We start from the raw sequence: 26,938 nt of genomic DNA, 5'->3' as shown, positions 1-26,938 counted from the left end.
AACACCCCGGCAGGTTCGACTCGAATCACAGGCGTTGTTTCCACCGCTGGAGTGGCGGTGCTCATCACGAGGGGAGCCATGCCAAATCCACACGGCGACCGGTGATCGCCGCTACACCGGAGCGTGCTGATCCCATTTCCCCCAGAAAGCCTTCGTCTGTGAGGCGTGCGGGATGATCTCCAGGAGGAGCATTTTATCCCGTGGCTCGAACCGGTCGAAATCATCCACCCGGGTGATGCGCAGGTGATCCATGCCCCACAGTTGCGCCCATCCCGCGAGATCCGCGGTCTGGGGATTGGTCATGCAATCCGCCGCACGCGGACTCATCGATGCCAAGCGCGGCAGACGTTCGAAGATTTTTCCACCACCGTTGTTGATGACGACCAGCACGCGGCCCTCTCCCACGATCTGGTCCAAGACGAACGGCCCCGCGAGATCATAGAGCGCGGTGAGGTCCCCCACCACGGCCCACGCATCCCCCAGCTCCGCGGTCCAGCCCAACCAGGTGCTGATCTGGCCGTCGATGCCATTGACGCCGCGGTTCGCCCGCACGTTCTGGATCGGACGGTCCCGCTGGGAAAACAGGTTCCACTCACGGATGGGCATGCTGTTGCCAAGGAACAGGCTGCTGCCCGTAGAGACGTAGTGGGAAAGCGTGCGGAGCAGACCCGGCTCGCTGTCCGGGTAGGCCTCCAGCAGTTCATCGATCACCGCGGCGCTGCGGGACGCCCCCTGGAAATAGTCCATGGCATCCTCCGCCGGTTCCATCTCGCCGAGCGCGCGGAGCACCCGGTCCACCGCGCCACGCACGACACCCGACTCCCTCGCAAGCCCCGGCAGGCCATTCCGGCAAACGGACCACACGGAAACGTCCGGCAGGTTCTCCAGATCCCGCCAGAACCGCCCGCTGGGCACCTCCCCCAAGCGCAGGATTTTCCCTGGCGGATTTGCCCGCAACTGGCGGTCCCCATCCGGCAGGGAGAGCATCTGCAAGGCCTCACGCAGACCACTGGTCGCTTCCGCCATCACCGGCACCTCCAGCGCCCGGCAGAAATGGAACACTTCCTCCCGCTCCTCCGGTTCCAAGCCGCCGACCATCACCACCAGTCCGCGGTAGAGGCCTTCCCGGAGCCAGCGCGCGAGCGCCGCGACATCCAGCCGGTCTTTCTCCGGCTCAAAGACCCCGATGGCGCTGCCAGTGAAATCCTCATCCCCGGGAACGAATTCCTCCTCGAACTCCACGTTCCAGTGCAGGGGACCTTTTCCGTTCCAGCCATCCGGTGAACCCGCGAACGCATGGCTGCCGAAAATCCCGGTCTGGTCGATGGACTGCGGCGCACCGGTCCCACGGAAGGCAGCGGGCCGGTCCGCCGTCAGGGCAACCAGCGGGCGGGCTTGGTAGGATGACTCCACCACCGCCGGCAAAAGTTCCGCCACGGCGGTGCCGCTGGTCGTCACGACGGCGCATGGCGTCCCCGTCTCCATGATCCGGCCCAAGGCGAAAAAGCCCGCGCTCCTTTCCTCGAAATGCCGCCAGAGCCTCACGTGCCCGGCCTTCTCAGCCCTCGCCAGCGCCTCGATCAGGGCGGCGTTCCGCGCCCCGGCACACACCACGAACTCGGAGATGCCCGTGCGGATGCAGGTTTCCACCACCTCGACTGCCTTTGTCCAAGAACTCACGCGGCTTTGCTAGCCGGTCCACGGAGCTTCCGTCGATCCTTATCCGTCAGCCCGCTTCCTCTGCGATCTGGACAAATCCAGGGATTCCTCCACAAAGCAGGCTGCACGTTTGAAACCCATGAAATCCATCATCCCGATCCTTGCCCTCCTCGCATCCGCCGCGCCCGGCGGAGCCGCCATCATCATTACGGAGGTGATGAGTTCCTCCCTGCACCCCAGCGGAGGCAGCAACAACGGCGACTGGTTTGAGATCACCAACACAGGCGGTTCCCCCATCGACGTCACCGGCTGGACATGGGATGACAGCTCCAGAACTCCGGGCAGCTCGAACTTCGGCACCCTTACGGTCATCGCCGCAGGGCAGTCGGTCATCATCTGCGAAGAACCCATCGGCTCGGAAAGCACGTGGCTGGGCGACTGGGGACTCTCGGGAGTGGTCGTCTCCACCATCGGGGGATCCTCGTTCCAGGGTCTCGGAGCGGGAGGAGACGAGGTGAACATCTACGATGCCGGAGGAGCGCTGGTGACGAGGGTGATCTTCGGCTCCGCCACCGGGGGGGCGTCCTTTGAATGGGACATGGCCGGGATTCCACTGGGAACCAGCGTCATCGGGGAGAACGGAGCCTTCAGATCCGCCTCCGACGGATTTGGAGGCGCAGGCCAGGATGTCGGCAGTCCGGGATTCGCCGTGGTGCCAGAGCCTGGTACCACGGGGATCACACTGGCCACCGGTCTGGGTGTGCTGGTCCGCAGGAGCCGGCGGGGGTGAAATGATTCCCAAGTATTTGGAAATTCGTGGCAATCCCCTTTCCGATTCGGCGCGGATTGTGCTTATTTCGCGCCACGCATGACAGAGACGGCCGGCAACCCCACCCGCGAGCAACTTCGCCTTGAAGGATTCGAACTCATTGACGAGACGCTCGGCTACCTGCTCGGTTGCCTGAAAGACGCGCTGCAAAGCACCGGGGAGACCGAATTGCTGCCGTACATGCCATGGTCCGGCGTCGAGCCTGCTCCGGGCTCCGCTCCGGAGGGGCTGCCCCAGCTTTACTCCATCGGCTTCCAGCTCCTGAACATGGTGGAGGAACGTGTCGCCGCGGAAATCCGCCGCGAACGGGAAAAGGTTCTCGGTCCGGAATCCATCCGCGGCCTGTGGCCGAAGGCCCTCAGCGAGCTGCAGGGCATGGGCCTGTCCGCGGAACAGATCCTCGACGTGCTGAAGGACGTGCGGGTGGAGCCGGTGCTGACCGCCCACCCCACAGAGGCGAAACGCTCCAGCATCCGCGAGCGGCACCGCGCGCTGTACGATGAGATGGTCCGCAACGAATACCCGAAGTACACGCCACGGGAGCGCCGGAACATCCGCGAACGGGTCGTCACCGTGCTGGAAACGCTGTGGCGCACGGCGGAGATCCATCTCGTCCGCCCGGACATCTACAGCGAGCTGCGGAACTCCATCCACTACCTCCGCGACCTTTTCCCGTCCGCGGTCAACCGCCTGGACCAGCACTTCACGGACGCATGGCAGGACTCCGGTCTGCCGCTGGAAATGCTGCGCTCCGCGGGAAACATCCCGCGCCTGACCTTCGGCACCTGGATCGGTGGTGACCGCGATGGCCACCCGCTGGTCACTCCGGAGGTGACGGAGCGCTCCCTGGCGGAACTCCGCCAGTCCGCCTTCCAGCTCCTCCACCGGGAACTCAACGCCCTCGCCAACCAGCTCACGCTTTCCCGCCAGCTCACCGCCGTGCATGAAGAGCTCCAGGCACGCATCGACGAACTGTCGTTCCTCGTCGCCACGGAAGAGCATGTGAAGGAGCTGCTGGACCGCAACGCCGAGGAACCGTGGAGGCAACTGGCCGGCCTGATGGCCCTCGTCGTGAAGCAACAATCCCTGGGCAAACCGGGCTACACCAGCCCCGCCCTCCTCGCGAAGGATCTGGACCTGCTTTCCCAAACGCTCGCGGAAGCGGGCTGCCAGCTCCTGGACGAACAGGCCATCCACCCGTTGAAGCACAAGTTGGAGATGTTCGGCTTCCACCTGGCCAACCTCGACATCCGCCAGAACTCCGAATTCCACGACAAGGCCATCTCGCAACTGCTCGTCGTGGCGGGCGTGGAGGGCGGGGCGGCCTACGCGGAGTGGGATGAAGAGAAGCGCGTCGGCTTCCTGAGCAACGAACTCACCTCCACCCGCCCGTTCCTGCACAATGACCTGCGCATCGGCGAGGAGGCGGACAACGTGCTGGACACCTACCGCGTGCTGGTCCGCCACCGCCAGACATGGGGCAACGCGGGCCTCGGCTCGCTCATCGTCTCGATGACCCGCAAGCTTTCCGACCTGCTGGGTGTCTATCTGCTCGCCCGTGAGGCAGGGCTGATGGATCTCACCCCCGGCGGCCTGGTCTGCCCGCTGCAGGTGGTTCCGCTGTTCGAGACGATGGATGACCTGGACCGCTCCCCCGGCATCCTTTCCGCTTACCTGGTCCACCCCATCTCCCTCGCCTCCCGCATGGCCCGCGTGGCGAACGGGGAGCCGGACAGCCAGCAGGTGATGCTGGGCTACTCCGACTCGAACAAGGACTGCGGCATCCTCGCCGCCCAGATCGCCCTCCACAACGCCCAGGGTGCCCTCACCAAGGTGGGCCAGGAGCATCAGGTGAATCTCTGTTTCTTCCACGGCCGCGGTGGCACCATCTCCCGCGGTGCCGGTCCGACCCACTGGTTCATGGCCGCGCTGCCGCACGGCGCGATGGGCGGCGGCTTCCGCATGACGGAGCAGGGTGAAACCATCGCCCAGAAATACGCGAACCTCGCCAACGCAACCTTCAATCTGGAACTGCTTCTCGCCGGAGCGGCGGTCACCACCGCCCGCCACCGCCACACCGCCCCCGTGGAAGATCCGTGCGAGGCGTTCATGCCACAACTGGCCACCTGGAGCCAGGAGGCTTACCAGAAGTTCCTCAAAGCGGACGGCTTCATCGAGTTCTTCCGCCAGGCCACCCCCATCGACGCGCTGGAGAACTCGCGCATCGGTTCACGTCCGGCCCGCCGCACGGGCAAAAAGGGCTTTTCCATCAGCGACCTCCGCGCCATCCCGTGGGTCTTTTCCTGGACCCAGGCCCGCTTCTACCTCCCCGGTTGGTTCGGCGTCGGCTCCGCCCTGGAGAAACTCAAGGCGTCCGATCCGTCCGGGTTCGCCGCGCTGAAGAAGGCGCTGCCTTCCTCCACCTTCATGAGCTACGTCCTCACCAACGTGGAGACCAACCTGGCCTCCGCAAACCTGGATCTGATGAAGGACTACTCCTCGCTCGTCGAGGACAAGGAACTGAAGAAGAAATTCCTCGGCATGGCGGTGGATGAGTTCAACAAGACCCGGGAGATGCTCGCCGATCTTTTCGAAGGCGAGATGGCGGCCCGCCGCCCGCGCATGGCAAAGACCCTGGACATCCGCGAAGCCCCCCTCCGCGTGCTACACCAGCAGCAGATCGACCTCCTCCGCCAGTGGCGGAACCACCTGACGAATGACCGGAAGACCAAGGCCGACGCGCTGTTGCCGAAGCTCCTGCTTTCGATCAACGCGATCGCCTCCGGCCTGCGGACGACGGGTTGAGCGTGGCGGCGATCACTGGTCGCCGTCCTCACAGCTCCGCATCCCATCGATGCCCCATCAACCCGGAGATCCATCCAACGGCGGACCCTGACGTGTAGCGACGCTCGTGAGAGCTTCGGCGGGGCAGACTCCACCCATCCCACGACGACGGCTTCCGCGGATACCCTGCCCACCGGGTGCGGAGCGGGAAGGTTCTGGCAAATCCTCCCAGCCGAACCTCTCACGAGGTTCGCTACACAAAAAAGACGCCGGTATCCCTACCGGCGCCTTCTTTGAAAATATCCCCTCCGTGCTTACTTCGCGCCGAAGCGCTTCGCTGCCTCTTCCCAGTTCACGACGTTCCACCAGGCGGCCACGTAGTCAGGGCGCTTGTTCTGGTAGTTGAGATAGTAGGCGTGTTCCCAGACATCAAGGCCGATGATCGGAGTGCCGAGGTCGGAATCCGGGACGATGCCCTTCATCAGCGGGTTATCCTGGTTCGCCGTGCTGACTATCTTCAGCTTGCCGTTCTGGGAAATGAGCCACGCCCAGCCGGAGCCGAAGCGCTTCGCCGCAGCCGCGCCGAACGCGTTCTTGAACTCGTCATAGGAACCGAACGCCTCGTCGATGGCCTTGGCCAGATCTCCCGATGGCTTGCCGGATTTGTCGGCCGGAGTGAGGATTTTCCAGAAGAAGTCATGGTTCCAATGGCCGCCGCCGTTGTTGCGGATGGTCGTGCGGGCAGCCTCGTCGCTGATGGACGGGAGGTCAGCCACCAGATCCACGAGGGACTTCTCCGCCAGCTTGGAGTCCTTTGCCAGCGCGTCGTTCAGATTCTTGATATAGGCGGCGTGGTGCTTGCCGTGGTGGATCTCCATCGTCTTCGCATCGATGTGCGGGGCCAGGGCGTCCAGCGCGTATGGCAGTGGATCCAGCTTGTAGGCCTCCGCGGCTCCCGCGGCGGCCGGAAGCACGGCGGCGGTCGCGGCGAGCGCACTGAGCTTCACGAAAGTCCGGCGATCAAGAGGGTTGTGAGGTTTCATGGTCTGGGTAATTAGACGCGCTGCCGCGGGAATGCAAAAAGGAATTTGTATCAGAAATCAGCCCGGATTCCCGGCGGTCTCCAGTGCCAGCACCGCCGCGCCCACGATCCCCGCCTCATTCCCGAATCTGGCCGGGACGATTTTCAGGTGATCCTTGAAGGGGCCGGAAAGCTGCTCGTGGAGGTGTTTCGTGATCGGGTCGAACACCAGCTTGCCCGCCTTCGCCACGCCGCCGCCGATGATGATGGCGTCCGGATTCAGCAGCCAGCAGCAGTTCATGGCCGCCGTGGCGATCATCCGGCCGACATCGTCCCAGATCTTCAGCGCGATGGGGTCGCCCTCGTTCGCCGCCGCTGCCAGAGCCGCCGGACTGCAGAGTTCCACGCCCTTCGGATCGCCCGCCGCCTCATAGGCCACACGGGCGCTCTCCGTGATCTCGTTGTTGCCAACGTAGTCCTCCAGCGCGCCGAGGTTGCCGTAGGCACCCGGGCGTCCTTGATAGTCGATGGAAGTCTGGCCGATCTCGCCGGCACCGTGGCGAGCCCCGCGGACCAACTGGCCGTTGGCGATGACCGCTCCGCCCACGCCCGTTCCCAGGGTCATGCAGATCAGGTGTTGGAACCCGCGTCCCGCGCCCTGCTTCCACTCCGCGAAGGCCATGCAGTTCGCGTCATTTTCCACGATGACCGGCAGGCCGGTCTTCTCCTCCAGCAGCGCCTTCAGGCCGATGTTCGTCCAGCCCCGCACGTTGGTGAGGTTATAGACGGTTCCTGTTTCAAAGTTCACGAATCCGGGCATGCCGACGCCGATGGCCTTCACTCCGGGGTGGCGGGCGCGGAGGTCCTCCACCGTCCGGGCGATCGCGTCGATCAGTTCTCCCGGACCTTCGAACTCCGGCGTTGCGATGGGTGGGGCGTGGTCGATGACTTCGCTTCCATCCACCACTCCGGTCTTCACCGAAGTGCCGCCAAAATCGATCCCGATCGCAAAAGGTGTGTCACTCATTTCCGCGCCCATCCCTAACGGATCACCGTGGAATGGCACGTGTTTTTATTCAGGAAAAAACCTTCGCCGCCACCCGCCGCAGACCGTCCAGGGTCAACTCCGCATCCACCTGCTGGATCTCCGGCAGACCCTGCGCGATGAGGGCCGCATCCCCGCCCGTGGCGATGATTTTCAGCTCCCCCGGAAGCTCTTCCCGCAGCCGCTCCAGGATCCCCCTCACCAGCCCCCGGTAGCCGAACACGGCCCCCGCCTGCATGGCGTGCACCGTGGACTTCCCGATGGCGGAGTCCGGCTCCTCCAGCTCGATCTCAGGCAGCAGCGCCGTCTTCCTGCTGAGGTAGCCGGACATGGCGCCCAAGCCGGGAGCGATCACCCCGCCGCAGTAGGCAGGTGCGCCGGAAACGATGTCGAACGTCACCGCGGTGCCGAAATCAATCACGACCGCCGGTGCGCCATGCCTTTCATAAACACCCACCGCATTCGCCAGCCGGTCCGCGCCGATCTGTTCCGGCAGCGGATAGTCGATGGCGATGCCCAGCGGGCTGTCCCAGCCCAGCAAGTGGGTCGGCACCCGGTTTCCGAAAAATTCACGCAGAATGGCCGCCTTCGCAGGGACCACGGAGCCGATCAGCACCGCGTCATAGGAAATGTCCGCCATCAGCCCGGCAAGGGCCTCGGGGGAAATGTCCGCGGTCGGGAGGACGCCCCGCCACTCCAGCAAGCCGGAGGCATCCCCCAGCGCGAACTTGGTGCGGGTGTTCGAGTTGTCGATCAGCAGCCAGGACATGGTGGGTTACCAGCGGGGGTTGGAGAAGGTCCTCATCATTCCATCATGGATGGGCGGCATTCCCCCGCTGGTTTTGACGGTGAGGATGCCATCATTGATCTTCAGATGGAAGGGATTGGAAGCTTCGGACTCCGAAACCCAGAACTTGTACCACACATCGGTGAAACCGGTCTCCGCATTTCCCTGGAAGGTGACATCCGCAGGCTCCAGGGCTTCCAGCGAGCCTAACTGGAGACGGACCGGCTTCATCAGGTCATGGTTCTCCGTCCCGCTTTTCTTCAGATGGACGGTGATCCAGTAGTAGGAACGGTCCCGCTTCGCCTGCACCGCCGCGACCTTGAAGCGCGCGCCGGGATCCGGCTTCCACTCGTAGGGCAGGATGAAAGCCGCCGCCGCGAACAAAACGGACAGCCCGAGAAGGATGAACAGGAAGATCCGGAAACGGCTGTGCTTCACGGGGAGAGAGGAACCCGCCGCCGGTCCCACTGCAAACGAAAACGGGCGGACCTTTCCAGGTCCGCCCGCAGGGAATCACATATCAGGGAGAGACAGGATCAGTGCTCGTAGCCTTGCTCGCCGTGATCGACCAGATCGAGGCCGGTTTCCTCGTCTTCCGCACTCGGACGAAGGCCGAAGATCGCTTTCACGATGTAGGCGATGATCACGGTGGCGACCACACTCCACACCGCCGTCACAGCAACCGCCTTGATCTGCTCGGCAACCAGATTCACACCTTCCGCCTTGAGGTCGGTCACGATGCTGTTCACCGAACCATCAGCGAAGATACCCGTCAGGATGGCACCGAGGGCACCGCCGACACCGTGCACACCGAAGGTGTCGAGCGCGTCGTCATATCCGAGCATTTTCTTGAGGTAGGCCACCGCGAAGAACGGGATGATACCACCGAGGAGGCCGAAGATGATCGAGGAACCGACGGTCACGAAGCCCGCAGCAGGGGTGATGGCGACCAGACCACCGATGACGCCGGAGCAGATGCCAAGCACGCTCGGCTTGCCCTTGAAGATCCACTCTGCGGAGCCCCAGGCGATGCCTGCGATGGCAGCGGCGAAGGTGGTGGTGGCGAATGCGTTGCCGGCAAGGCCGTCAGCAGCACCAGCGGAGCCGGCGTTGAATCCATACCAGCCGACCCAGAGGATACCGGTGCCGATGGCGGTGAGAACCACACTGTGGGGGGCGATGGGCTCCTTGCCGTAACCTTTGCGCTTGCCGAGGATGATGGCGAGGGTCAGCGCGGAGAAACCGGAGGTCATGTGAACCACGGTGCCACCTGCGAAGTCGATCGCCTTGATGGTGGTGGCGAGGAAGCCGCCACCCCAGACCATGTGGGCGAAGGGGAAATAGACCGCGAAGAGCCAGATCACCACGAAGGCGATCAACGAGGAGAACTTGATGCGTTCCGCGACCGCACCGATCATCAGCGCGGGGGTGATGATCGCGAAGGTCAGTTGGAACATCGCGAACACGCTCTGCGGGACGGTGCCCAGCGTTCCCGGCTCAGCCCCGACGCCCTTGAAGAAGGCATTCTCGGTTCCGCCGATGAAGGCATTTCCTTCGGAGAAGCACAGGCTGAAGCCGATGGCCCACCAGATGACCGCCGCCACACCGGCGATCGCGAAGATCTGGCCGAAGATGGAGAGAACATTCTTTCTCCGGACGATGCCACCGTAGAAGAGAGCCAGACCCGGGAGGGACATGAACAGCACCAGGGCGGTGCTCGTCATCATCCAGGCGTTGTCCCCGGAGTCCACGCCCTCGCCCGCCGCCTCGATCGCGGCGATCCTCTCCTCGAGAGTCGGGGTCGGCTCCGCAGCGGCGGCGGCTGGTGCCGCTGGAGCCTCAACGGGAGGTGCCGCAGGCGGCGTTTCTTGGCCGAAGGCCGGGGTAACCATCGGCATGGCGACCAAGGCGATCGCCGCGGCCGTGATAGCTCGCAGTTTGTTCAGGTAATGACTGGTCATGGTGGTCAGGGTTGATCGGATGATTCTCCGCCTCGACTTGAGGACGGCGATCCCACGAAAGCATGGGCCATGCCAACTTTTCCCCATGATCCCCCTTCAACCTCCGCAAAACATTCAGCCCATTCCTCTTGCGCTGGTCATCCTTACCATCTAACCCTCGGTCCGACGGCGTAAGCCGCGTGCCCAAAAGCTGCTGGACAAATCGTTAGGAAAAGCTAAATAGCTCGTCCAAGATGTCTTCCCGCAGGCCTCCGGCATGCGTGTTTCCATCCGTCTGCCCCCCTTTTCGTGGTCAACAACCGGATCACGGCAAGGAAGCAAGCAGCAACCCACAACCAACAAACAAGATGCGCAACTACAGCAAACTCATCGGCGCTCTGGCAGCTGTGTCCGCTCTCGCGGCCGGCAACGCCTCGGCGATCGACCTCAACTACAACCTCCATGCCGGTTACACCACCGAGTATCTGTTCCGTGGCCTCAACCTCGGCACCGACCTCATCGAAGCTGGCTTCGACGCGAACGCGGATCTGGGCTCCGGTCTTTCGGTGAACGGTGGCGTCTGGTTCGCGAATTTCCAGGCGGATGACTTCGCTGGTGTCTTCGGCCCCAACGATCGCCGCTCCGCCAACGAAATCGACATCTACGCGAACGTCGCCAAGGATCTCGGATTCGCCACGCTTTCCGTCGGTTACATCTACTACCTCAACGATGGTGACGACATCCTCGTGGGTGACTATGGCCGCAATCTCGCTGACGCTCAGGAAGCGGTCTTCCGCCTTTCCCGTGACCTCGGTTTCGCGGAAGCAGGCCTGACCTACTACTGGGACATCAAGGGTGACAACGACGGCTACCTTGCCGCCGACCTGAAGAAGAGCTTCGAGCTGAACAGCTGCCTGACCCTCAACATCGGTTCCGTCCTCGGTTACTATGTTGAGCACGGCAAGCTTGCCCACCTCACCACCAAGGTTTCCCTCGACTATGAATTCGCGGAGAACGCCAAGCTCTCACCTTTCGTTGCGGGTTCCGTGTCCCTCAGCGATGACGGTTTCGACTCCGCTGGCAACGCCCGCACTCTGAACACCGGAGCCAAGAACCAGTTTGTCGGCGGTATCGCCCTCAGCGTGGACTTCTGATCATCCGGCTCCCAGAGCTAGATTCCAATCAAGAGCGGCCGTGCGAACGGCCGCTCTTTTTCATTGAGTGGTGTCCCCACAGAGGCGAGAACGGGAAAACGCGATGTTCCTAGGCCTCGACTCCTCCACCCAATCCCTCACCGCGGTGATCATCGATCCCGCCAGCGGAACCATCACCTGCCAGATGGCGGTGAACTTCGGCAAGGATCTGCCGCATTTCCAGAGTCCCAGCGGGTTCCTGCCGGACGGCGCCAGCGGCGAGGTCCACGCGAATCCCCTGATGTGGGTGGAGGCGCTCGACCTCCTGTTCACACGGCTTTCCCCGGCCACGGACCTTTCCCTCATCCGCGCCATCGGCGGCTCCGGCCAGCAGCACGGCTCCGTCTATCTGGACTCCACCTTCGACCAGAGGCTGGCGGAACTCGATCCCGCGAAGCCACTCTCCCCGCAGATCGCACCGGCCCTCAGCCGCGCCACCTCCCCCATCTGGATGGACACCTCCACCGGCGCGGAATGCCGGGAGATCGCCAACGGCATCGGCGGAAACAAGGAGCTTTGCCGGATCACCGGCTCGAATGCGACCGAACGGTTCACCGGCCCCCAGATCCGCCGCTTTTCAAAGAGGGATCCGCTCGGCTGGTCCCACACCTCGCGCATCCATCTCGTCAGCTCGTTCATCGCCTCCATCCTGGCCGGGGAGTCCATGCCCATCGACTACGGAGATGGAGCGGGCATGAACCTGCTGAATCTGGCCGATCTGGATTGGGATCCGCGGCTGCTTGACATCACCGGCCCGGACCTCGCGTCGAAACTGCTGACTCCGCAGCCAGCCACCACCTTCCACGGCACCATCAGCGCGTATTTCTCGGAAAAATTCCACCTCCCCGCAGATTGCCGGATCGCCCCTTTCACCGGAGACAATCCGGCCTCGCTGGTGGGGATGGGCGCGAGCACGCCCGGCCACGTCGTCATTTCGCTGGGCACCAGCGACACCCTTTTCGCCGCCATGCCGGACCCCCTCACGGATCCGAACGGCTTCGGCCATGTCTTCGGAAATCCGGCGGGTGGATTCATGTCCATCATCGTCTTCCGCAACGGCTCGCTGGCCCGCGAGGCGCTGCGGGATTCGCTCGGCCTCGACTGGTCCGCCTTCGAGAAAGAAGCGCTCGCCACGACCAAGGCATCCGCCGGCATGAATCTCATGCTGCCCTTCTTCGGCCCGGAGATCACCCCGCGCTTCGACTTCGAGGAACCTTTCATGGACTTCCAGGAAGAACCCACACCGGAACTGGAAGTGCGCGCCCTGCTGGAGGGCCAGTTCCTCAACATGCGCCTCCACTCCGAATGGATGGGGGTGAAACCCAGCCGCCTCCTGCTCACGGGCGGAGCGTCGAAGAACGACGGCATCGCCCAGGTGGCGGCGGATGTTTTCCAGACTCCCGTCGAGCGCATCGACGTTTCGAACTCCGCCGCCCTCGGTGCGGCGCTCATCGCCGCGGCCGCCGCCGGGCATGATCTGGCCGCCCTCCAGGAAACCTTCTGCCGCGTCACCGGCCCCAGCCTCCAGCCGGACCGCTCGTTGGAAGATCTCTACGAAGACACGCTCGATGATTTCTCCGAGCTTCTCGATGAAATGACCGGCGTGTCCTGATCACAGCAACGGCTCCGAGGAACGCCTGCGCCCCTCGAACAGTACGGTCTCCGTGAAACCCGCCGCCTTTGCCAGATCCACCGCCCTCGCCCGGTCCCTCGCCACTTCCGAAGGGGCATGGGCGTCCGATGAGATCACCAGGCCGATGCCGGCGGAGCAGGCCAGCTCCAGGAAACGCGGCGACGGATAGGCCTCCGCACAGGGCTTGTGCCAGCCCGCCGTGTTCAGCTCGATGACACTGCCGGACGCGGCGATGGCATCGATGACCGGCTCATAGAACCGGTCGAGATCCCCGTCCGGAACGTGGGAGAACTTTTTCACCAGATCCGGATGGCCCAGGATGTCGAAGATCCCGGCTTCCGCCATTTCCGCGTAGGTTTTCCAATAGTGGGACCACACCGCCTCCACGTCACTCTCCGCCCAGCGGCCGAGCCACTTCGGGTTGTCGAAATCCCAGTCCCCCAGATAGTGGACGGAGCCGATGAGGTAGTCCCAGTCATGCCTTGAGGAAAGGTCCGCGATCCATGGCCCGCAACCGGTCAGCCAGTCGCACTCCAGGCCGGAGCGGATCGCGATGCGCCCGGCGGCCTGTGCTTTCGCCCGGTTGATCCAGTGGAAATACTCCGGCAGTTCGCGCTCCCACATCCGCCAGTCATCGAACGGCTCAGGGATGGCGGGCGCGTGGTCGGAGATGCCATACTGGGTCAGGCCCGCTGAAATGGCGGCATCCACGTAGGCTTCCGGCTCCCCCTCGGCATGGCGGCAGAGAGGCGTGTGGGTATGGTAGTCTGCGGGCACGGAAGTCTATCAGAATGATCGGGTGGAAACAGATTGAATGCCGGGGAGCTTTTATCCAGATTCATTCCACGGCGCAAGAGCCGGAGTCCCAATGACCGATTTCCTGAAAGACCCAGCACCCAACGGAACCGTCACCAAGCAGTTGATCGAGCAACTCCGTCGCCACCCGAAGCGGGTCGTGTTCACGGAAGGGGAGGATCTCCGCGTGCTACAGGCAGCCGCCCGCCTGGTGGAGCAGGAAGCCGTCGCACCCATCCTGCTGGGAAACCGCGAACGCATCCGGAACATCGCCAAGGAGCATGAGGTCTCCATGCGTTTCATCCACACCATCGACCCGCCGCTTTCCACGGACTTCAAGCTTTTCTGCCAGCGGGTGGAGAACATGGCACGCTACCGCAACATCCAGCTCGCCTCTCCGGAGGAGCTTGTCTCGAAGCCCCACTACTACGGCGCGCTGATGGTCCAATACGGCCAGGCGGATGCCGTGGTGGGCGGGAACCAGGCACTCCCCGCGTTCTATTTCCGTGCGCTGATCAACACGATCAAACCCCTCTCCTCCGTACCGAAGATCTTCGGCACGACCATGCTGGAAGGCACCCACCTGCGCCACCTCGGCGGCAGTGGCGTCCTCTTCCTGGCGGACACCGGCCTGGTGCCGAACCCGGACATCCAGCAGCTCGCCGCCATCGCCATCGAGACCGGCTTGCTCGCCCACCATTTCCTCGGACGGAAGGTCCATGTCGCGATGCTGAGCCACTCCACCAAAGGTTCCGCCAGCACCCCGGATGCACAGAAGATGGCGGCGGCCGCGACGCTCGCCCGGGAGATCGCCCTGAGCAAGTTCCTCGAAATCGAGATCGAAGGGGAGATCCAGGCGGATGTCGCACTGGACCCGGTGGCCTCGGAAGTGAAGCTTCCCGGCGCGGAGCAGCGGCAGACCGCGGACGTCCTGGTGTTCCCGAACCTGGACGCCGCCCATATCTCGCTGAAGCTCCTCCAACACGTCGCGGGCGCACAGAACTACGGCCAGCTCATCCTCGGACTGGCCCGTCCCGCCGCCCAAATCCCCCGGACCGCCAGTGTCGAAACCATTTTCGGCACCGCCGCCGCGGTGGCGGTGGAGGCCATCAAGTACCACCAGCTCTACCCGGACGGCGACGAATGAGGCAAATCTCCGCTTCCGTTAGATTGACGGGCGCGTGACTCTCCGCTAATGGTCCGAGCCTGATGATTTCCGGATTTCTTCGCCTCCTTCTCCCCATCGCCCTTCTCGCCGGGGCGGCCCACGGCCAGCTCGTCACCTCACTGCGCCTGGCAAAGACGCAACACGTTGCGGGAGAACCGGTCATAGCGATCGTCACGATCACGAACCACTCCGGCCGGGATCTGGTGCTGCAGGGCGACAACCGCCAGCAGTGGCTGGATTTCCTGATCCGGAACCTCAACGGCGGGCCAGTGAGTTCGCCCCGCCGCACCACCTTCGGCGCATTGAAAATCGGCGCCGGCCAGTCGATGGCTCGGGAAGTCGATCTCACGCAGCATTTCTACCTGGTGGAGCCGGGGAACTTTTCCGTCGCCGCAGTGGTCCGCATGCCCGGCCAGGAGGGGGACACCGCCACCAACCGCGCCATCTTCAATCTGGATCCCGGCCGTCTCTACTGGAGCCAGAAAGTCGGCATCCCGGACAAGCCCGGCCAGACCCGGGAGTTCCGCGTCATCAACTTCAGCGGCCGCCAGACCACGCAGATCTACGCCCAGGTCGTGGACAACCGGACCGGCATGCCGCTCCGCACCTTCCCCATGGGAGACTGCCTCTCCATCAGGAAGCCGACCGTCACCGTGGACCGCAGCCAGCGCCTCCATGTGCTGTTCCTCTCCACCCCCACCATGTACGTCCACTGTGAGGTGGACAGTGACGGACGCATGACCCGCCGCGAAATCCACCAACGTGGACCGCAGGGGGATCCCATGCTGCTGACCTCCGCCACCGGCCAGGTGATGGTGGGCAACAGCATCCCTTATGATCCCCAGGCCGCTGCAGCCGCCAAAGCGAAAGCGCGCAAGGCATCCGACCGCCCCGCCTTTCTCTACGAATAAATTTTTGCCAACCTCCGTCCGAGTCCTTCGTGACGGCAAAAATCTCCCGTAAGGCGGAAAATTCTTTCACTCATCCGAAATAAAACTTTACAAGTTTTTAAAAATATCAGTAAATCTTAACAGTTTTTAACTTTCCCGAGCCATGCGTACCTTCCTCAAAACTCTGACTGTACTGGCGTTCTTTGCCTTTGGAGTTTCCGCAGACGCCAAATTCCGCACCGTGGTGATCGATCCCGGCCACGGTGGTCATGACAAAGGCGGCCAATGGGGCCGGGTCTATGAGAAACATCTGGCCCTCGACACCGCGATGAGGCTGGAAGGTCATCTCAAGAACATGGGCTACAAGACCATCGTCACCCGCCGCAGCGACTACTTCATCTCCCTGCCACAACGGGTGGCGATCGCCAACCGCCAGAGGGACGCCATCTTCGTCAGCGTGCACTACAACTACACCTGGAAGCAGGATGTGAGCGGTCTGGAAACCTTCTACAACCGTCCTGACAGCGCCCGCCTGTCCAATCTGGTGCAAAGCAGCATCCTCAAGCGCGTGCGCGCCGTGAACCGCGGCTCGAAGTATGCGCGCTACTACGTGATCCGGCATACGAACATTCCCTCCATCCTCGTCGAGTGCGGCTTCGTGAGCTGCAAGAGCGAGCGCGACCGCATGAAGTCCGCCTGGTTCCGGGATTCCCTCGCCCGCGGCATCGCGGAGGGCATCCACCGTTACAACGACTGAGTCCATCCGTCCCCACGGATGAAGGCCCTGACCGTCCGCGAAATGCGCTCCCTCGAGGAGGCGGCGCAGGAACAGGGCTGGACGGAGGAGATGTTGATGCAAGCCGCAGGCGAGCGGCTTGGCTTTTCCATCACGCGCATCTTTCCGCACCCCGGCACCATCGTCGCCTATCTGGGCAAGGGCCATAATGCGGGCGATGCTCTTGTCGCGCTGCGGATGCTCCGGCAGTCCCACGGCTGGAGGATCATCATCCGCCCGGCCTTTCCATCTCCCCACTGGGCTCCGCTGACGCGGAAAAAAATGGATGAGTTGGAAGCGGATGGCCCCGTGGAGGATCCCGGCCCCCTCCCATTCCGGTTGGAAGGTCTGAGGGCACGCCGCCCTCTTGTTCTGCTGGACGCACTGCTGGGGATCGGTGCGAAAGGCGCGCTGAGGGCGCCGCTGGCGGATCTCGCCACGGAGATGTCCCACCTCAGGAATCATTCCGGGGCGAAAGTCATCGCCCTGGACCTCCCCTCTGGTGTCGATCCGGACAGCGGCGAGGTTCATCCCGGCTCCGTCACCGCGGATGCCACATTCATGATCGGCGCACCGAAACGCGGACTTCTCTCCGAGCATGCGGCAAATGCGGCCGGGGCGCTGCACCTCGTGCCGGTGGACATCCTCCGCCCGGCTGGGGAAGACGGGCACCAGTTGGCCGACCCTCATTCGGTCAGGTCCGCCTGCGAGCCGCGCCCCTTTGATTTCCATAAGGGCAAAGCCGGGAGAGTCGGTATCCTGGCAGGCTCCCGCGAGTACAGCGGAGCCGCCATCCTCGCAGCAACCGGTGCGCTGGCGGGAGGAGCCGGATTGGTGACCGTGCATCTGCCGGAAGCTGTCCTGCCCCTCGTTGCGGGGCGCATGCCTCCGGAGATCATCCTCCGCGTCTGCAAGGATCCCGGAGAGATCCTGGAGCCTGCCTGCGACGCGCTGGTCATCGGCTGCGGCCTTCTTTCCACCGATGAAGGTTTCCGCGGGGCACTCCGCGACACCATCAGGCGGTCCACTCTTCCCACCGTCCTCGATGCGGAGGCCCTCAACCTGCTTTCCGCAGCGGAACTCGCGGAATTGAAGGAAAACCATCTGCTCACCCCCCACCCCGGAGAGTTCCGCCGCCTCGCCCCGGATCTTTCCGGGCTGCCAAGGGAGGAAGCAGCACGCGCCTTCGCCGACAGCACCAACGCCACTCTGCTCCTGAAAGGCTGCCGAACCGTGGTCACCCGGAAAGGGAAACCACTATGGTTCAACCCCACGGGAACGCCCGGCATGGCGACCGGGGGCCAGGGGGATCTCCTTTCCGGCGTCCTCGGCGCGCTGCTGGCCATCGGGAATCCGCCTCTGGAGGCCGCCGCGATCGGTGCATGGCTCTGTGGCCGGGCGGCGGAGCGGGCACTCCTGCAGCCGGAAATTTCGCCACAATCCCTGCTTCCGACAGATGTCGGACGGCACCTCGGCGGTGCCTTCCGGGACTGGGCGGAACGGACGCGCTAGAGGGTGGAGAGTAAGGCTGTCGTCCGGATGCGCTCCGGGATCGAAGACCGGAAGATGCTCCGGCAACGGCCTGGGCTAAGATGACCCAGCCACTTTCCTTGGCAGCTGCAGCCTCAGGCCTCTTCAGGCCCGGCGGCGGCTTCGGCCTTCTCCGCTTCCGCCAGCTTGCCGTCGATGAGGAACGGGCCGAAAGGGATCAGCGAAGCGACGAAGGCCAACGCCGACTTTTTGACCGTGAGCTTCCTGTCCAGCCATGCGAGCAGGATGAGCAGCACATAAAGGATGAAGAGAACGCCGTGCGCCATCCCTACATAGCGGACAGCCATCGGCATATCAAAAAGGTATTTCAACGGCATCGCCACCAGCAGGAGAAGCAGGAAGGAAGCACCTTCGAGCAGGCCACAGAGACGGACACGGCCAACGGCATGGGCAAGATTGAATTTCATCATCTGATTTCGGTCGGATCATTTGCCCGAGGACACCCTGCGGCCATTATAAAATGCGGGTGGATTCAACCGCCATCGCGACATCCCGGGCAGGGACAAAAAAATCCGGCGGCTCCCTTGGAAACCGCCGGATCAGGAAAGTGGTATCCCGAACTGGGCTCAGTTCACGGCAACGGCGGAGGAACCGGTCTCACCGGTCCGGATCCGGATCGCTTCCTCGACGGTGGAGATGAAGACCTTGCCGTCACCGATCTTGCCGGTGTTGGCGCTCTTGACGATGGCGGAGGCGACGCCGCCGGCTTGGGCATCGTCAACGACGATCTCGATTTTCACCTTGGGAAGGAAATCCACGGTATATTCGGAACCACGATAGATTTCGGTATGGCCCTTCTGGCGACCGAAGCCTTTGACTTCGGTGACGGTCATTCCCTGAACGCCCACTTCGGCAAGGGCTTCTTTCACTTCTTCGAGTTTGAACGGCTTGATGATCGCTTCGATTTTTTTCATGGTTCAGGCGGATTGGTGCGGAATACAAAGCAAAACCCGTGCCAAGTCGCCTTCGGTTTCGCTCAATATCCTGACCAAGAGTAGTCGGGGGCACCCGCTTTGACGAGGGGAAAAATCCTTGGAACTCATGAACTTCCGGGAAAAATCAGGCCTCGGGACATTTCCGCGGAAAATCGTTCTCTTTGGGTTGCGGGAGCAGTTTATCTCGCCATAATTGGCAGGTCACAACGAACTACCTATGAAGAAACTCTCATTGATTTTCGCTGCCCTTATCGCCGCCCCGTCCGCTTTCGCGGAGACCAAGCTTGAGCTTACGGGCAACGATCAGATGCAGTTCAATGCCAAGACCCTCGAAGCAAAAGCAGGCGAGAGCGTCACCCTTTCCTTCAAACACATCGGCACCCTTCCGGTGATTGCCATGGGACACAACGTCGTCATCCTGAAGCCGGGCACCTCCGTGCCTGCCTTCGCGGCCAAGTGTGCATCGGCCAAGGACAACGGTTATCTGCCGACGGATGATGAGTCCAAGGCCGCGATTGTCGCCGCAACCAAGCTCCTCGGTGGCGGACAGTCCGATGAGATCAAGTTCACCCCGACCGAGCCGGGTGCATATCCCTACATCTGCACCTTCCCGGGTCACTTCGCCATCATGCAAGGCGTGCTGACCGTGAAGTGATCCGCAGGGATATCCCGCAGATTTCAAATTCCAGCGCCTCCGCACGATTCCGCGTGCGGGGGCGTTTTTTTTGGGGGATCAAAGTGACGGGTGATTGCAGATCACCTTTCCGGATCGCGGGGCAGGGATCCACCTCAGCGGCTCAAATCTTCCTGGTACATCAGCTTGAAACCGCTCTGGTGGAGGACGGAGACGGCGAACTCATAGTCCTCCACGTGCATGGCCAGCAGGGCCTGTCCATCCTGGGACGGCATGAGGCTGTAGGCGAAGTCGATGTTCGTCTCCGCCACCATGAGGGTGTCCAGGCACTGGAGCAGGCCGGGGCCGGACTCCCGCATGGCGATGACGACCACCTCACACATGGTGTAGGGGATGCCCTTTTCCATGAAGATATGCTCGGAACTGTCCGGGTCCGACACGACGATGCGGGCGATGGTGGCGTCCCGGGAATCCTGCACGCTGACACCGATGACCTCGATGGCGGATGTCCGCAGCAACTTGACCAGCGCGGCGAACGCGCCAGCACGGTTCGGCAGCATGACGGAGAATTGGCGCACGGGCGCGCCGTGATCGATGACAAGGTTGGTATCCATTTTGATAAATTCAGCCGCGGGGTCCGACAAGGGGCACGGTGACGACCGTCCCATCCGTCAGATTCTCGATGACGATCTGGTTCGGCCGCACGTCCGTGACGACAAACTCCCCGCCATCCGCGGACTTGAACTTCTGGCCGGGTCTGGCGGTGTAGCGCGCACCCGTCACGGGATCCTCGACCAGGGCGATGGGGTCATGGGCGGTGGAAGGCCGCCCGGAAATCCATTCACGGCTCTGGCCCGTCCGGCGGTCCGCCACTTCCACCACGGCGACCTCCATCGGCTGGCCGTCGGTGACCTTGCTGTCCTCCATCCGGCGCTTCACGCGCACGACATAAAGGCCGCCGGTTCCGGAAATCTCCTGCCCTGCTTTCACGGTGATTTCCTTCCGGCTGCCCGCCGATATCTTCAGGGTTGCGGAATCCCCGCTGACACCGGCGACTTCCAGCGGCACATCGGTTTCCCGGTAGTGGCGCATGATGACCGGAGGTTCCGCCGCCTTCGTCCGCGCGGCCGCGGACCGGGATGCGTCACCGCCGGCACTTCCATCCGCCGCCGGGCCTTGCGCTCCTCCGCGGGCACCGAGAACGGCACCATCGATCGGGCGGGAAGCGCGTTTGCCCGGAGCCGGGAGCATCTCCCCACCGGAGGCATTGACGGCAGGAGCATCCCCAGAGGCAGCGGCCCTGTAACCCGACTGCGGAGGGACATCCCCCTCTGCGGCAGCGACGAATTCATCCATCTCCGCGGAAATCTGTTCCGGGGACTCCAAGGCAAGCTCCTCCGGCGCCGGCTCGCGGTTGATGAGGGCGACGATCTCCGTGTGACCCGCCTCTTCCGCCAGATGGGCTGCGGTCCTCCCTTCCCCATCCGTCGTGTAACGGCTGGCACCGATCTCCAGCAGCAGATTCACGGCCTCCTTGTGGCCGTTCTCCGCGGCGATCATCAAAGGCGTCCTGCCGTCATCCTCCATCCGCGCATAGACGGAGGCTCCATAGTTCGTCAGTGAATCGATGACCTCCGCCTTTCCCAGCAAGGATGCGAGCAGGAGGGCGGCATCCAGATCCTCACGGTCATAGGAAGCCAGCTCAGCAACGGAGCCCGCGCTGCCGTCCCGCACCGCGAGCATGAGCGCCTTGAAATTCTCCTCGTCCTTCACCTTCGGGTCCGCTCCCTGCCGCAGCAGCCACTTCACCATCTTCGGCTTGTCGGAGACCACGGCGGCCATCAGGGGAGTCCTGCCGGCCTGCCCCCGGACATCCACCGGCATTCCTCTGTCGAGGAGGAACTTCGCCGCGTTCTCAGCTCCGGCCGCAGCCGCCACGTGGAGCGCGGTGTTTCCGTTTCCATCCCTCGCATCCTTTGAGAAGCCACCGGACAGAAAGCGCTTCATCACCTCCACGTTGTTCTCCTGGCAGGCCCTGAACCAATCCGCGTCCGTCATCTGGAAGCCCGCATCCTGGAGGTCCGTGCTGAGGGTGGTCTTCCGGTCCCGGCAGGCGGGCACCGCGGCGACCACCATGAGAACGGATGCCACGGCCAGCAGCCTCTGACGGGAACAGGACATGGAGCGGAGAATACTCAGGAAAACTTAATCATTCAACCCTGAACCCACCGCCGGTTTGATTTCCAGAATCCGGCAAACGCCATCCATGATCTGGAAGCGGACATTCATCCCGCACAACGTGGCACCATGGGCACGCCCTTCTTCCTTCCGCACCGCCGGCCGGGGATCCAGCGCCAGCACCTCGGTGATCACCGTCCTGGCTCTTTCCGGAAGCGCGGAGAAGGCTGCTTCCGCCAGCGCATCCACCTCCACGGAAAGCATCTCCGGCTTGTCCGGGGCGTATCCGGAGAGCGCGTCCGGGATGGAGTCGGAATAAGCGAGGTAGGGCTTGATGTCGAAAACGGGCGTCCCATCCACCAGATCCACGCCGCCCAGCATGAGAACCGGGCCATCCGGGCGATCGAAGTCGATGCCTTCCAGCCTGACGACGGAAAGGCCCAATCCGTTCGGCCGGTAGGTGGAGCGGCTGGCGAAGACGCCCACCCTTTCATCCCCACCCAGCCGCGGCGGACGGACAGTCGGACGCCAACCTTCATCCACCGTCTGGTGGAAACCGAAGATCAGCCAGAGATGGGAGAATCCCCCCAGCCCCCGCACGGCCTCCCGGCTGCGGTAGGGTTCGTGGAAAATCAGTTCCCCCCATGCCGCTGGGGAAAGCCCCGGCTGGCGCGGCACTCCGAATTTCCCGCCGAAGCATGACCGGACCACGGCGATCGGATCACACTTCATCGGGAGGTGGTTCGACGGATCTGCGTTCAGCGGGTCTTGAAGTGGACGCTGGTGCGGACCACGTCGCCGTCGCGGTTGCTGTGAACGGTCAGGGCGTCGAAGTCATCCATGGCATCGATCGCCCGGGTGATGTTCTCCTTGTTGTCCTGATATTCGGCGGCGTTCCCCGCGAGGATGGCGTCCGCATTCGCATCCACCATCTTCTGCATCTCACGGGCATAGGCCTGCATGGCCACAAAGTTCGCCTTCAGGACGAGGCCCTTCTTGTCCGCTCCGCCTTTCTCCGCCTGAGCCGCGAGGTCCAGCGCGTGGTTCTTGGAGGTGGAGGCGACGAACCACTTGTCCCCGACGGTCACGGAAGGAAGGAAGTCGTCATTGAAGAACGGCATCGAGAAGAACCAGGTGGTCATCCCGTTTTTCTCGGAACTTATCGGCTTCTGCATCGGGAACTCCGTGCCGCTCATCTCGTTGACCTTCGCCAGGATGCCGGTGGCGCTCTGGTTGATCTTGTCCCATGAGGAGGCGACCTTCGCACGGTCCACGACCGGGCTGATCACGGAAGCACGCGGGAATTTCCCCTGGTCGATCACGGCCTGCGGGATGCCTGGGATGGTAGGGACGGTTCCTTTGAAATCAACGACCAGCGCGCTTTCATGGCCAAGGCCCTCGGAGAAGTCGCCCTTGATCGCACCCCAGATCCCGAGGGCATCCGTACGGAAGGTCTCATCGAACATCTTGAAGCCTCCCTTGAACGGGGCCAGGTCCGGACTTTCACCCGGGAGTTGGGCTACTTTCCGGGTGATGGCGTAGGCGGTTTCGAAAATGGCCTCCACGAACTCCGTCGAAGCCTTGTCATAGCTGGCATCGACCGTTCCGTTGGCGAACAGGACCACATCCGGGGAATCCCCGAGGTGGGACAGCTTCGAATCCGCCTTCCAGTCCAGCGCGCCCTGGTCCACTCCACCGGAGGATTCGATCTTCAGGCCGTCCTCATAGAAGGCGACGGTTCCACTGTCGTCCACGCGGGACAGTTTGCGGAGCGACTCCTCGCGCTCCACCACCAACTGGATCAGCGATTCGATCTCGCGGGTGTCCCCCAGCCCCTCGTCACCGCTGAGGCCATCACGGATGCCCTTGGCCGTATCGGCAAGGCCGGAGGCGTTGTCCATGAGGGTTTTCAGGGAATCCTTCGCGCCGTATGCCAGCGCCATCAGGTCCTTGGAAAGGTATTCATCCGCGAACTTCAGCGAATCGACCGCTGCCAGCGAGTCCTTCGCTTCCGCCGCCAGTTCGAACTCGCTCTCAGAGCCACCGAAGAACAGCACGACATAGTCCCCGATGGTGCCGGTGAGGATCACGATGTCTTTCTTGGCGATGGAGGCGAAGAGGCGGTCCAGCTTCTCGGCTTCGATGGTTTCCTCCAGATTCCCCCGCTCGCCCTGCATGACCTCGGCCAGCTTGGCTCCTTTCAGTTTATAGCCGGAGAACTTCGCGCCCGCTTTCTCAACCTCGACCGGTTCCGCGAACTCGGAAAGGCTGCCGACAATCCCGAGGGATGAGGAGATTTCCTCCGCCGCTTTCTGCCGGTTCGCGGAATCCACCTTGCTGGCAAGGTAGATGGACGGGAAGGAAACCTTCTCCAACGTGCCCACTCCACCTTCAGGATCGTTCAGCAGATCCACGATGAGCTGCATGTAATCGGCGGCCAGGGCCTCCGCATCAGCATCGGCCTCCGCGCTCTTTGCCTGCGCGAGAAGGGCCTTCGTGGACTGCCGGACCTGGAAGTAGCTGAAGCGGCGGTAAAGGTGCAGGAGATGACCGAGCTGCTCCCCGCTGCCTCCTCCGAGAGCGACGGTGACTTCATCCGCCCAGAGCGCCTTCGGGTCGAATGCAGCCGGATCCGCGGCGGCATCCTCCGCGGCAGGTGTGGGGGTGTCCGCGACACCAGCCTCGGTGGCGGGGACGGCGGCCGCATCCGTGGCGCCTTCGGCGGGAGCGGCGGCTCCATCAAGAGGGGGTTCGGCGTCGGCACCGTCGGGCAGCACTTCGGTGCCCATTTCATCCTCGATCAGCTTCCAGAGTTTCAGCGCCTTCGCCTTTTCGGCGGTTTTGGCGGCTCCATAGACGGTGAAAAGGGACTCGGTGTTCTTCGGCAGATGCTTGACGAAACCGAGCTTCGCGGCGCGCTCTTCGGGGGATGCGGCTTTGGAAGGGATCACCTCCGCGACGGCGTCCTTCACCTTTTCGACCGCCTTCTCAACCACCCCCTGCTGCTCCGCAGGTGTCTCCGTCGTGGATGGGGCTGCTTCCTTTTTGCAGGATCCCAGACCCAGGGCGAAAGCGGGAACGACGATCCATTTCAAACGCGTTTTCATTTCACCCGGAGTCTAGGTCACCCCTGCCTCCAATCAAGGAGGATTCCGCACAAATCAAGGTTTCGCAGGCTGGTCACGCTCGCCGAGCGGGCGGATCCAGATGTTGCGGAACTCCATCGGGTCATTGTGATCCTGGATGCGGATCGGGCCGGTTTCCGGGTGCTTTTCCGGATAGGTGGCGAGTTTTTTGTGTTGGGTGGTGCCCAGGTAGGCCTCACCGTTCTGCACGACCACGCCGTTGTGGAAGATGGTGATGCGGGCGGGGGACTCCACCTTGCCGTCCTTGTAGACCGGCGGCACGAAGGTGATGTCGTAGCTGTTCCACTCACCCTGCGGGGAGGTGGCGTTCACCAGCGGCGGGAGCTGGCCGTAGAGGGAACCCGCCTGACCGTCCGGATAGGTCGGGTTGTTGTTGCTCTGGAGCACCTGGACCTCATACATGCCCATCAGGAAAAAGCCGCTGTTGCCGCCCTTCTGGCCGTCCACCTTGCGGTCGGCCGGGAGACGCCATTCGAAGTGGAGCTGCACCGCACCGAAGGATTCCTTCGTCTGGATGTCCTTTTTTCCGACGACCATGACGCCGTCCTTGATCTCCCAAGGGGCGGGGCCGCCATTCTGGGTCCAGGCGTCGAGGTTCTTTCCGTCAAAGAGCACGGTCGCATCGGACGGCGGCTTCACGACCACCGCGCCGGCGGTCTCCACCACGCGGGGCTGAGGGCGGTCGGGATCATGGACACCCCATGGCACGCCCGGGAGCTTTTCCGTGTCCTTGTAGCCATGAATCTGGCCTGTCGCCATATTTGCGGCACCGGTCATCATACCGGCCAACATCCATCGGTTGAGTTTCATCACAACTTGAAAACGCCATGCCCCGGGCGGTCTTTCAAGTTCTTCCTGCAATATCCGGGTTGCGGGAAACCCCGGACTGTGAATGCTTGTCGGAGTCCTTTCCCGCCCCATGGCAGCCAGCAACACCACTCCAACCCGCAGCGATCTCTTCCCGTTCGAACTCGTCCGCCCGCAGTTGGAGAAGGTGGAAGCCGCGATCCGCGAGCAGGTCAGGGCCTTCGACCCCGCGGTGGAACCCTACGTCGCCTACGTGTGCAACACCTCCGGCAAGCGGATCCGCCCCGCCCTTTCCATCCTCGCGGGCGGCGCGGTCGGGGAAGTGTCCGACGACCACCTGAAGCTGGGCGTCATCCTGGAACTCATCCACATGGCGACCCTGGTCCATGACGACATCATGGACGGGGCGAACACCCGCCGCATGGTGCCCACCGCGAACGCGAAGTGGGGCAACGCTCTCTCCGTCCTGCTGGGGGACGCCCTGTTCTCCCACGCGCTGACCCTCGCGACGGATTTCGACAGCATCGACGTCTGCCGCAAGGTGGGCCTCGCCGCCCGCGAAGTCTGCCAGGGGGAGATCATCCAGACCCAGCGCCGCTTCGACCTTTCGCTCTCCAAGCCGGACTATTTCCGCATCATCGAGATGAAGACGGGCGCGCTTTTCGCCGCCGCCACCGGCCTGGCCGGCAGGCTTTCCGGCGTGAGCCAGGAAACCGAGGCCCATCTTTACAGCTACGGCATGAAGCTGGGAACCGCCTACCAGATCTACGACGACTGCCTCGACCTCGTGGGCTCGGAAGAAGTGGTCGGCAAGACCCTCCGCACCGACCTGGCCAAGGGCAAACTCACCCTCCCCATCCTGAACCTGCTGGAAAACTCCTCCGAGGCGCAGCGCACCAAGCTCAACAAGCGCATCCTGGCGCAGGAAGACCTGGATCTCCCCGTGCTCGTCGGCATCGCCGAATATGAGGGAGCCATCGAAAGCGCCGTGGACACCGCCCTGAAGCTGCTGGACCAGTGCCGCGCGGATGTGGCCACACTCGGCGAATCCGTTCATTCGGCCGCCTTGATCCAGATCACCCATTTCCTCGGCAGCCTTCTGGAGAAATGCAGGAAGTGATCTCCGGATCGCTGTTCTGACTCTGGCTGTGGTATTTTGGCAGGGACG

General features: G+C 63.1%; 24 protein-coding genes. 10 read left to right on the top strand and 14 right to left on the bottom strand.

Going from position 1 to position 26,938, the window contains the following annotated elements; all coding sequences use genetic code 11:
• Window positions 1–111: 111 nt before the first annotated feature.
• Window positions 112–1,680, bottom strand: a complete 1,569-nt coding sequence (locus KF712_20380) for a hypothetical protein (protein MBX3743355.1) — start codon at window positions 1,678–1,680, stop codon at window positions 112–114.
• A gap of 118 nt (window positions 1,681–1,798) precedes the next feature.
• Between KF712_20380 and KF712_20375 the strand changes: the two genes are divergently transcribed.
• Window positions 1,799–2,449, top strand: coding sequence for a lamin tail domain-containing protein (locus tag KF712_20375; protein MBX3743354.1), 651 nt, complete (start codon window positions 1,799–1,801; stop codon window positions 2,447–2,449).
• 78 nt (window positions 2,450–2,527) lie between these two features.
• Window positions 2,528–5,293, top strand: coding sequence for a phosphoenolpyruvate carboxylase (locus KF712_20370; protein MBX3743353.1), 2,766 nt, complete (start codon window positions 2,528–2,530; stop codon window positions 5,291–5,293).
• 293 nt (window positions 5,294–5,586) lie between these two features.
• Here the strand turns inward: KF712_20370 and KF712_20365 are convergent, their stop codons facing one another.
• The 5 genes from KF712_20365 to KF712_20345 form a co-directional block, all read right to left on the bottom strand.
• Window positions 5,587–6,315, bottom strand: coding sequence for a superoxide dismutase (locus KF712_20365; GenBank protein MBX3743352.1), 729 nt, complete (start codon window positions 6,313–6,315; stop codon window positions 5,587–5,589).
• 57 nt (window positions 6,316–6,372) lie between these two features.
• Window positions 6,373–7,320 (bottom strand): ROK family protein, encoded by a 948-nt coding sequence (locus KF712_20360; protein MBX3743351.1) that lies wholly within the window; start codon window positions 7,318–7,320, stop codon window positions 6,373–6,375.
• 49 nt (window positions 7,321–7,369) lie between these two features.
• Window positions 7,370–8,107, bottom strand: a complete 738-nt coding sequence (locus KF712_20355; protein MBX3743350.1) for a type III pantothenate kinase — start codon at window positions 8,105–8,107, stop codon at window positions 7,370–7,372.
• 6 nt (window positions 8,108–8,113) lie between these two features.
• Window positions 8,114–8,563, bottom strand: a complete 450-nt coding sequence (locus tag KF712_20350; GenBank protein MBX3743349.1) for a hypothetical protein — start codon at window positions 8,561–8,563, stop codon at window positions 8,114–8,116.
• Window positions 8,564–8,661: 98 nt separating this feature from the next.
• Window positions 8,662–10,086, bottom strand: coding sequence for an ammonium transporter (locus KF712_20345; GenBank protein ID MBX3743348.1), 1,425 nt, complete (start codon window positions 10,084–10,086; stop codon window positions 8,662–8,664).
• Window positions 10,087–10,433: 347 nt separating this feature from the next.
• Between KF712_20345 and KF712_20340 the strand changes: the two genes are divergently transcribed.
• Both KF712_20340 and KF712_20335 read left to right on the top strand, forming a co-directional pair.
• Window positions 10,434–11,219: a hypothetical protein gene (locus KF712_20340; protein MBX3743347.1), complete on the top strand. Its 786-nt coding sequence runs from the start codon at window positions 10,434–10,436 to the stop codon at window positions 11,217–11,219.
• Between the two features lie 103 nt (window positions 11,220–11,322).
• Complete coding sequence (locus KF712_20335; protein ID MBX3743346.1) at window positions 11,323–12,870, top strand: carbohydrate kinase; 1,548 nt, start codon at window positions 11,323–11,325, stop codon at window positions 12,868–12,870.
• On the opposite strand, the gene KF712_20330 is transcribed toward KF712_20335, so the two are convergent.
• A complete protein-coding gene (locus KF712_20330; protein MBX3743345.1) occupies window positions 12,871–13,668 on the bottom strand; it encodes a histidinol-phosphatase in 798 nt (265 codons plus the stop codon).
• 91 nt (window positions 13,669–13,759) lie between these two features.
• Between KF712_20330 and KF712_20325 the strand changes: the two genes are divergently transcribed.
• From KF712_20325 to KF712_20310, 4 genes are all read left to right on the top strand, one after another.
• Window positions 13,760–14,833: a hypothetical protein gene (locus KF712_20325; GenBank protein MBX3743344.1), complete on the top strand. Its 1,074-nt coding sequence runs from the start codon at window positions 13,760–13,762 to the stop codon at window positions 14,831–14,833.
• Window positions 14,834–14,895: 62 nt separating this feature from the next.
• Window positions 14,896–15,765 (top strand): hypothetical protein, encoded by an 870-nt coding sequence (locus tag KF712_20320; GenBank protein ID MBX3743343.1) that lies wholly within the window; start codon window positions 14,896–14,898, stop codon window positions 15,763–15,765.
• A gap of 142 nt (window positions 15,766–15,907) precedes the next feature.
• On the top strand, window positions 15,908–16,501 hold the full coding sequence (locus KF712_20315) for an N-acetylmuramoyl-L-alanine amidase (GenBank protein MBX3743342.1): 594 nt from the start codon (window positions 15,908–15,910) through the stop codon (window positions 16,499–16,501).
• A gap of 18 nt (window positions 16,502–16,519) precedes the next feature.
• Window positions 16,520–18,031, top strand: coding sequence for an NAD(P)H-hydrate dehydratase (locus KF712_20310; protein ID MBX3743341.1), 1,512 nt, complete (start codon window positions 16,520–16,522; stop codon window positions 18,029–18,031).
• 113 nt (window positions 18,032–18,144) lie between these two features.
• Here KF712_20310 and KF712_20305 read toward each other — a convergent pair whose 3' ends face one another.
• Both KF712_20305 and KF712_20300 read right to left on the bottom strand, forming a co-directional pair.
• Window positions 18,145–18,480 carry a DUF3817 domain-containing protein gene (locus tag KF712_20305; GenBank protein ID MBX3743340.1) on the bottom strand — a complete coding sequence of 112 codons (336 nt, stop codon included), beginning with the start codon at window positions 18,478–18,480 and terminating at the stop codon, window positions 18,145–18,147.
• Between the two features lie 156 nt (window positions 18,481–18,636).
• Complete coding sequence (locus KF712_20300) at window positions 18,637–18,984, bottom strand: P-II family nitrogen regulator (GenBank protein ID MBX3743339.1); 348 nt, start codon at window positions 18,982–18,984, stop codon at window positions 18,637–18,639.
• A 238-nt stretch (window positions 18,985–19,222) separates the two neighbouring features.
• Between KF712_20300 and KF712_20295 the strand changes: the two genes are divergently transcribed.
• On the top strand, window positions 19,223–19,660 hold the full coding sequence (locus KF712_20295) for a cupredoxin domain-containing protein (GenBank protein MBX3743338.1): 438 nt from the start codon (window positions 19,223–19,225) through the stop codon (window positions 19,658–19,660).
• Window positions 19,661–19,794: 134 nt separating this feature from the next.
• On the opposite strand, the gene KF712_20290 is transcribed toward KF712_20295, so the two are convergent.
• Genes KF712_20290 through KF712_20270 form a run of 5 tightly spaced genes read right to left on the bottom strand, consistent with a single transcriptional unit; the run spans window position 19,795 to window position 25,773 of the window.
• Window positions 19,795–20,253 carry a hypothetical protein gene (locus KF712_20290; GenBank protein MBX3743337.1) on the bottom strand — a complete coding sequence of 153 codons (459 nt, stop codon included), beginning with the start codon at window positions 20,251–20,253 and terminating at the stop codon, window positions 19,795–19,797.
• 10 nt (window positions 20,254–20,263) lie between these two features.
• Window positions 20,264–21,820: an ankyrin repeat domain-containing protein gene (locus tag KF712_20285; protein MBX3743336.1), complete on the bottom strand. Its 1,557-nt coding sequence runs from the start codon at window positions 21,818–21,820 to the stop codon at window positions 20,264–20,266.
• A gap of 24 nt (window positions 21,821–21,844) precedes the next feature.
• On the bottom strand, window positions 21,845–22,549 hold the full coding sequence (gene tsaA, locus KF712_20280) for a tRNA (N6-threonylcarbamoyladenosine(37)-N6)-methyltransferase TrmO (GenBank protein ID MBX3743335.1): 705 nt from the start codon (window positions 22,547–22,549) through the stop codon (window positions 21,845–21,847).
• 26 nt (window positions 22,550–22,575) lie between these two features.
• Window positions 22,576–24,924 carry a hypothetical protein gene (locus tag KF712_20275; GenBank protein MBX3743334.1) on the bottom strand — a complete coding sequence of 783 codons (2,349 nt, stop codon included), beginning with the start codon at window positions 24,922–24,924 and terminating at the stop codon, window positions 22,576–22,578.
• A 54-nt stretch (window positions 24,925–24,978) separates the two neighbouring features.
• Window positions 24,979–25,773 carry a DUF1080 domain-containing protein gene (locus tag KF712_20270; protein MBX3743333.1) on the bottom strand — a complete coding sequence of 265 codons (795 nt, stop codon included), beginning with the start codon at window positions 25,771–25,773 and terminating at the stop codon, window positions 24,979–24,981.
• A gap of 109 nt (window positions 25,774–25,882) precedes the next feature.
• Here KF712_20270 and KF712_20265 point away from each other — a divergent pair, with 109 nt between their 5' ends.
• Window positions 25,883–26,890: a polyprenyl synthetase family protein gene (locus KF712_20265; protein MBX3743332.1), complete on the top strand. Its 1,008-nt coding sequence runs from the start codon at window positions 25,883–25,885 to the stop codon at window positions 26,888–26,890.
• Window positions 26,891–26,938 lie beyond the last annotated feature (48 nt).

This window comes from Akkermansiaceae bacterium, from assembly GCA_019634595.1.
Classification (GTDB): Bacteria; Verrucomicrobiota; Verrucomicrobiia; order Verrucomicrobiales; family Akkermansiaceae; genus Luteolibacter.
Note: the sequence above shows the minus strand (reverse complement) of the source record. Positions and strands in the feature narration are given on the sequence as shown.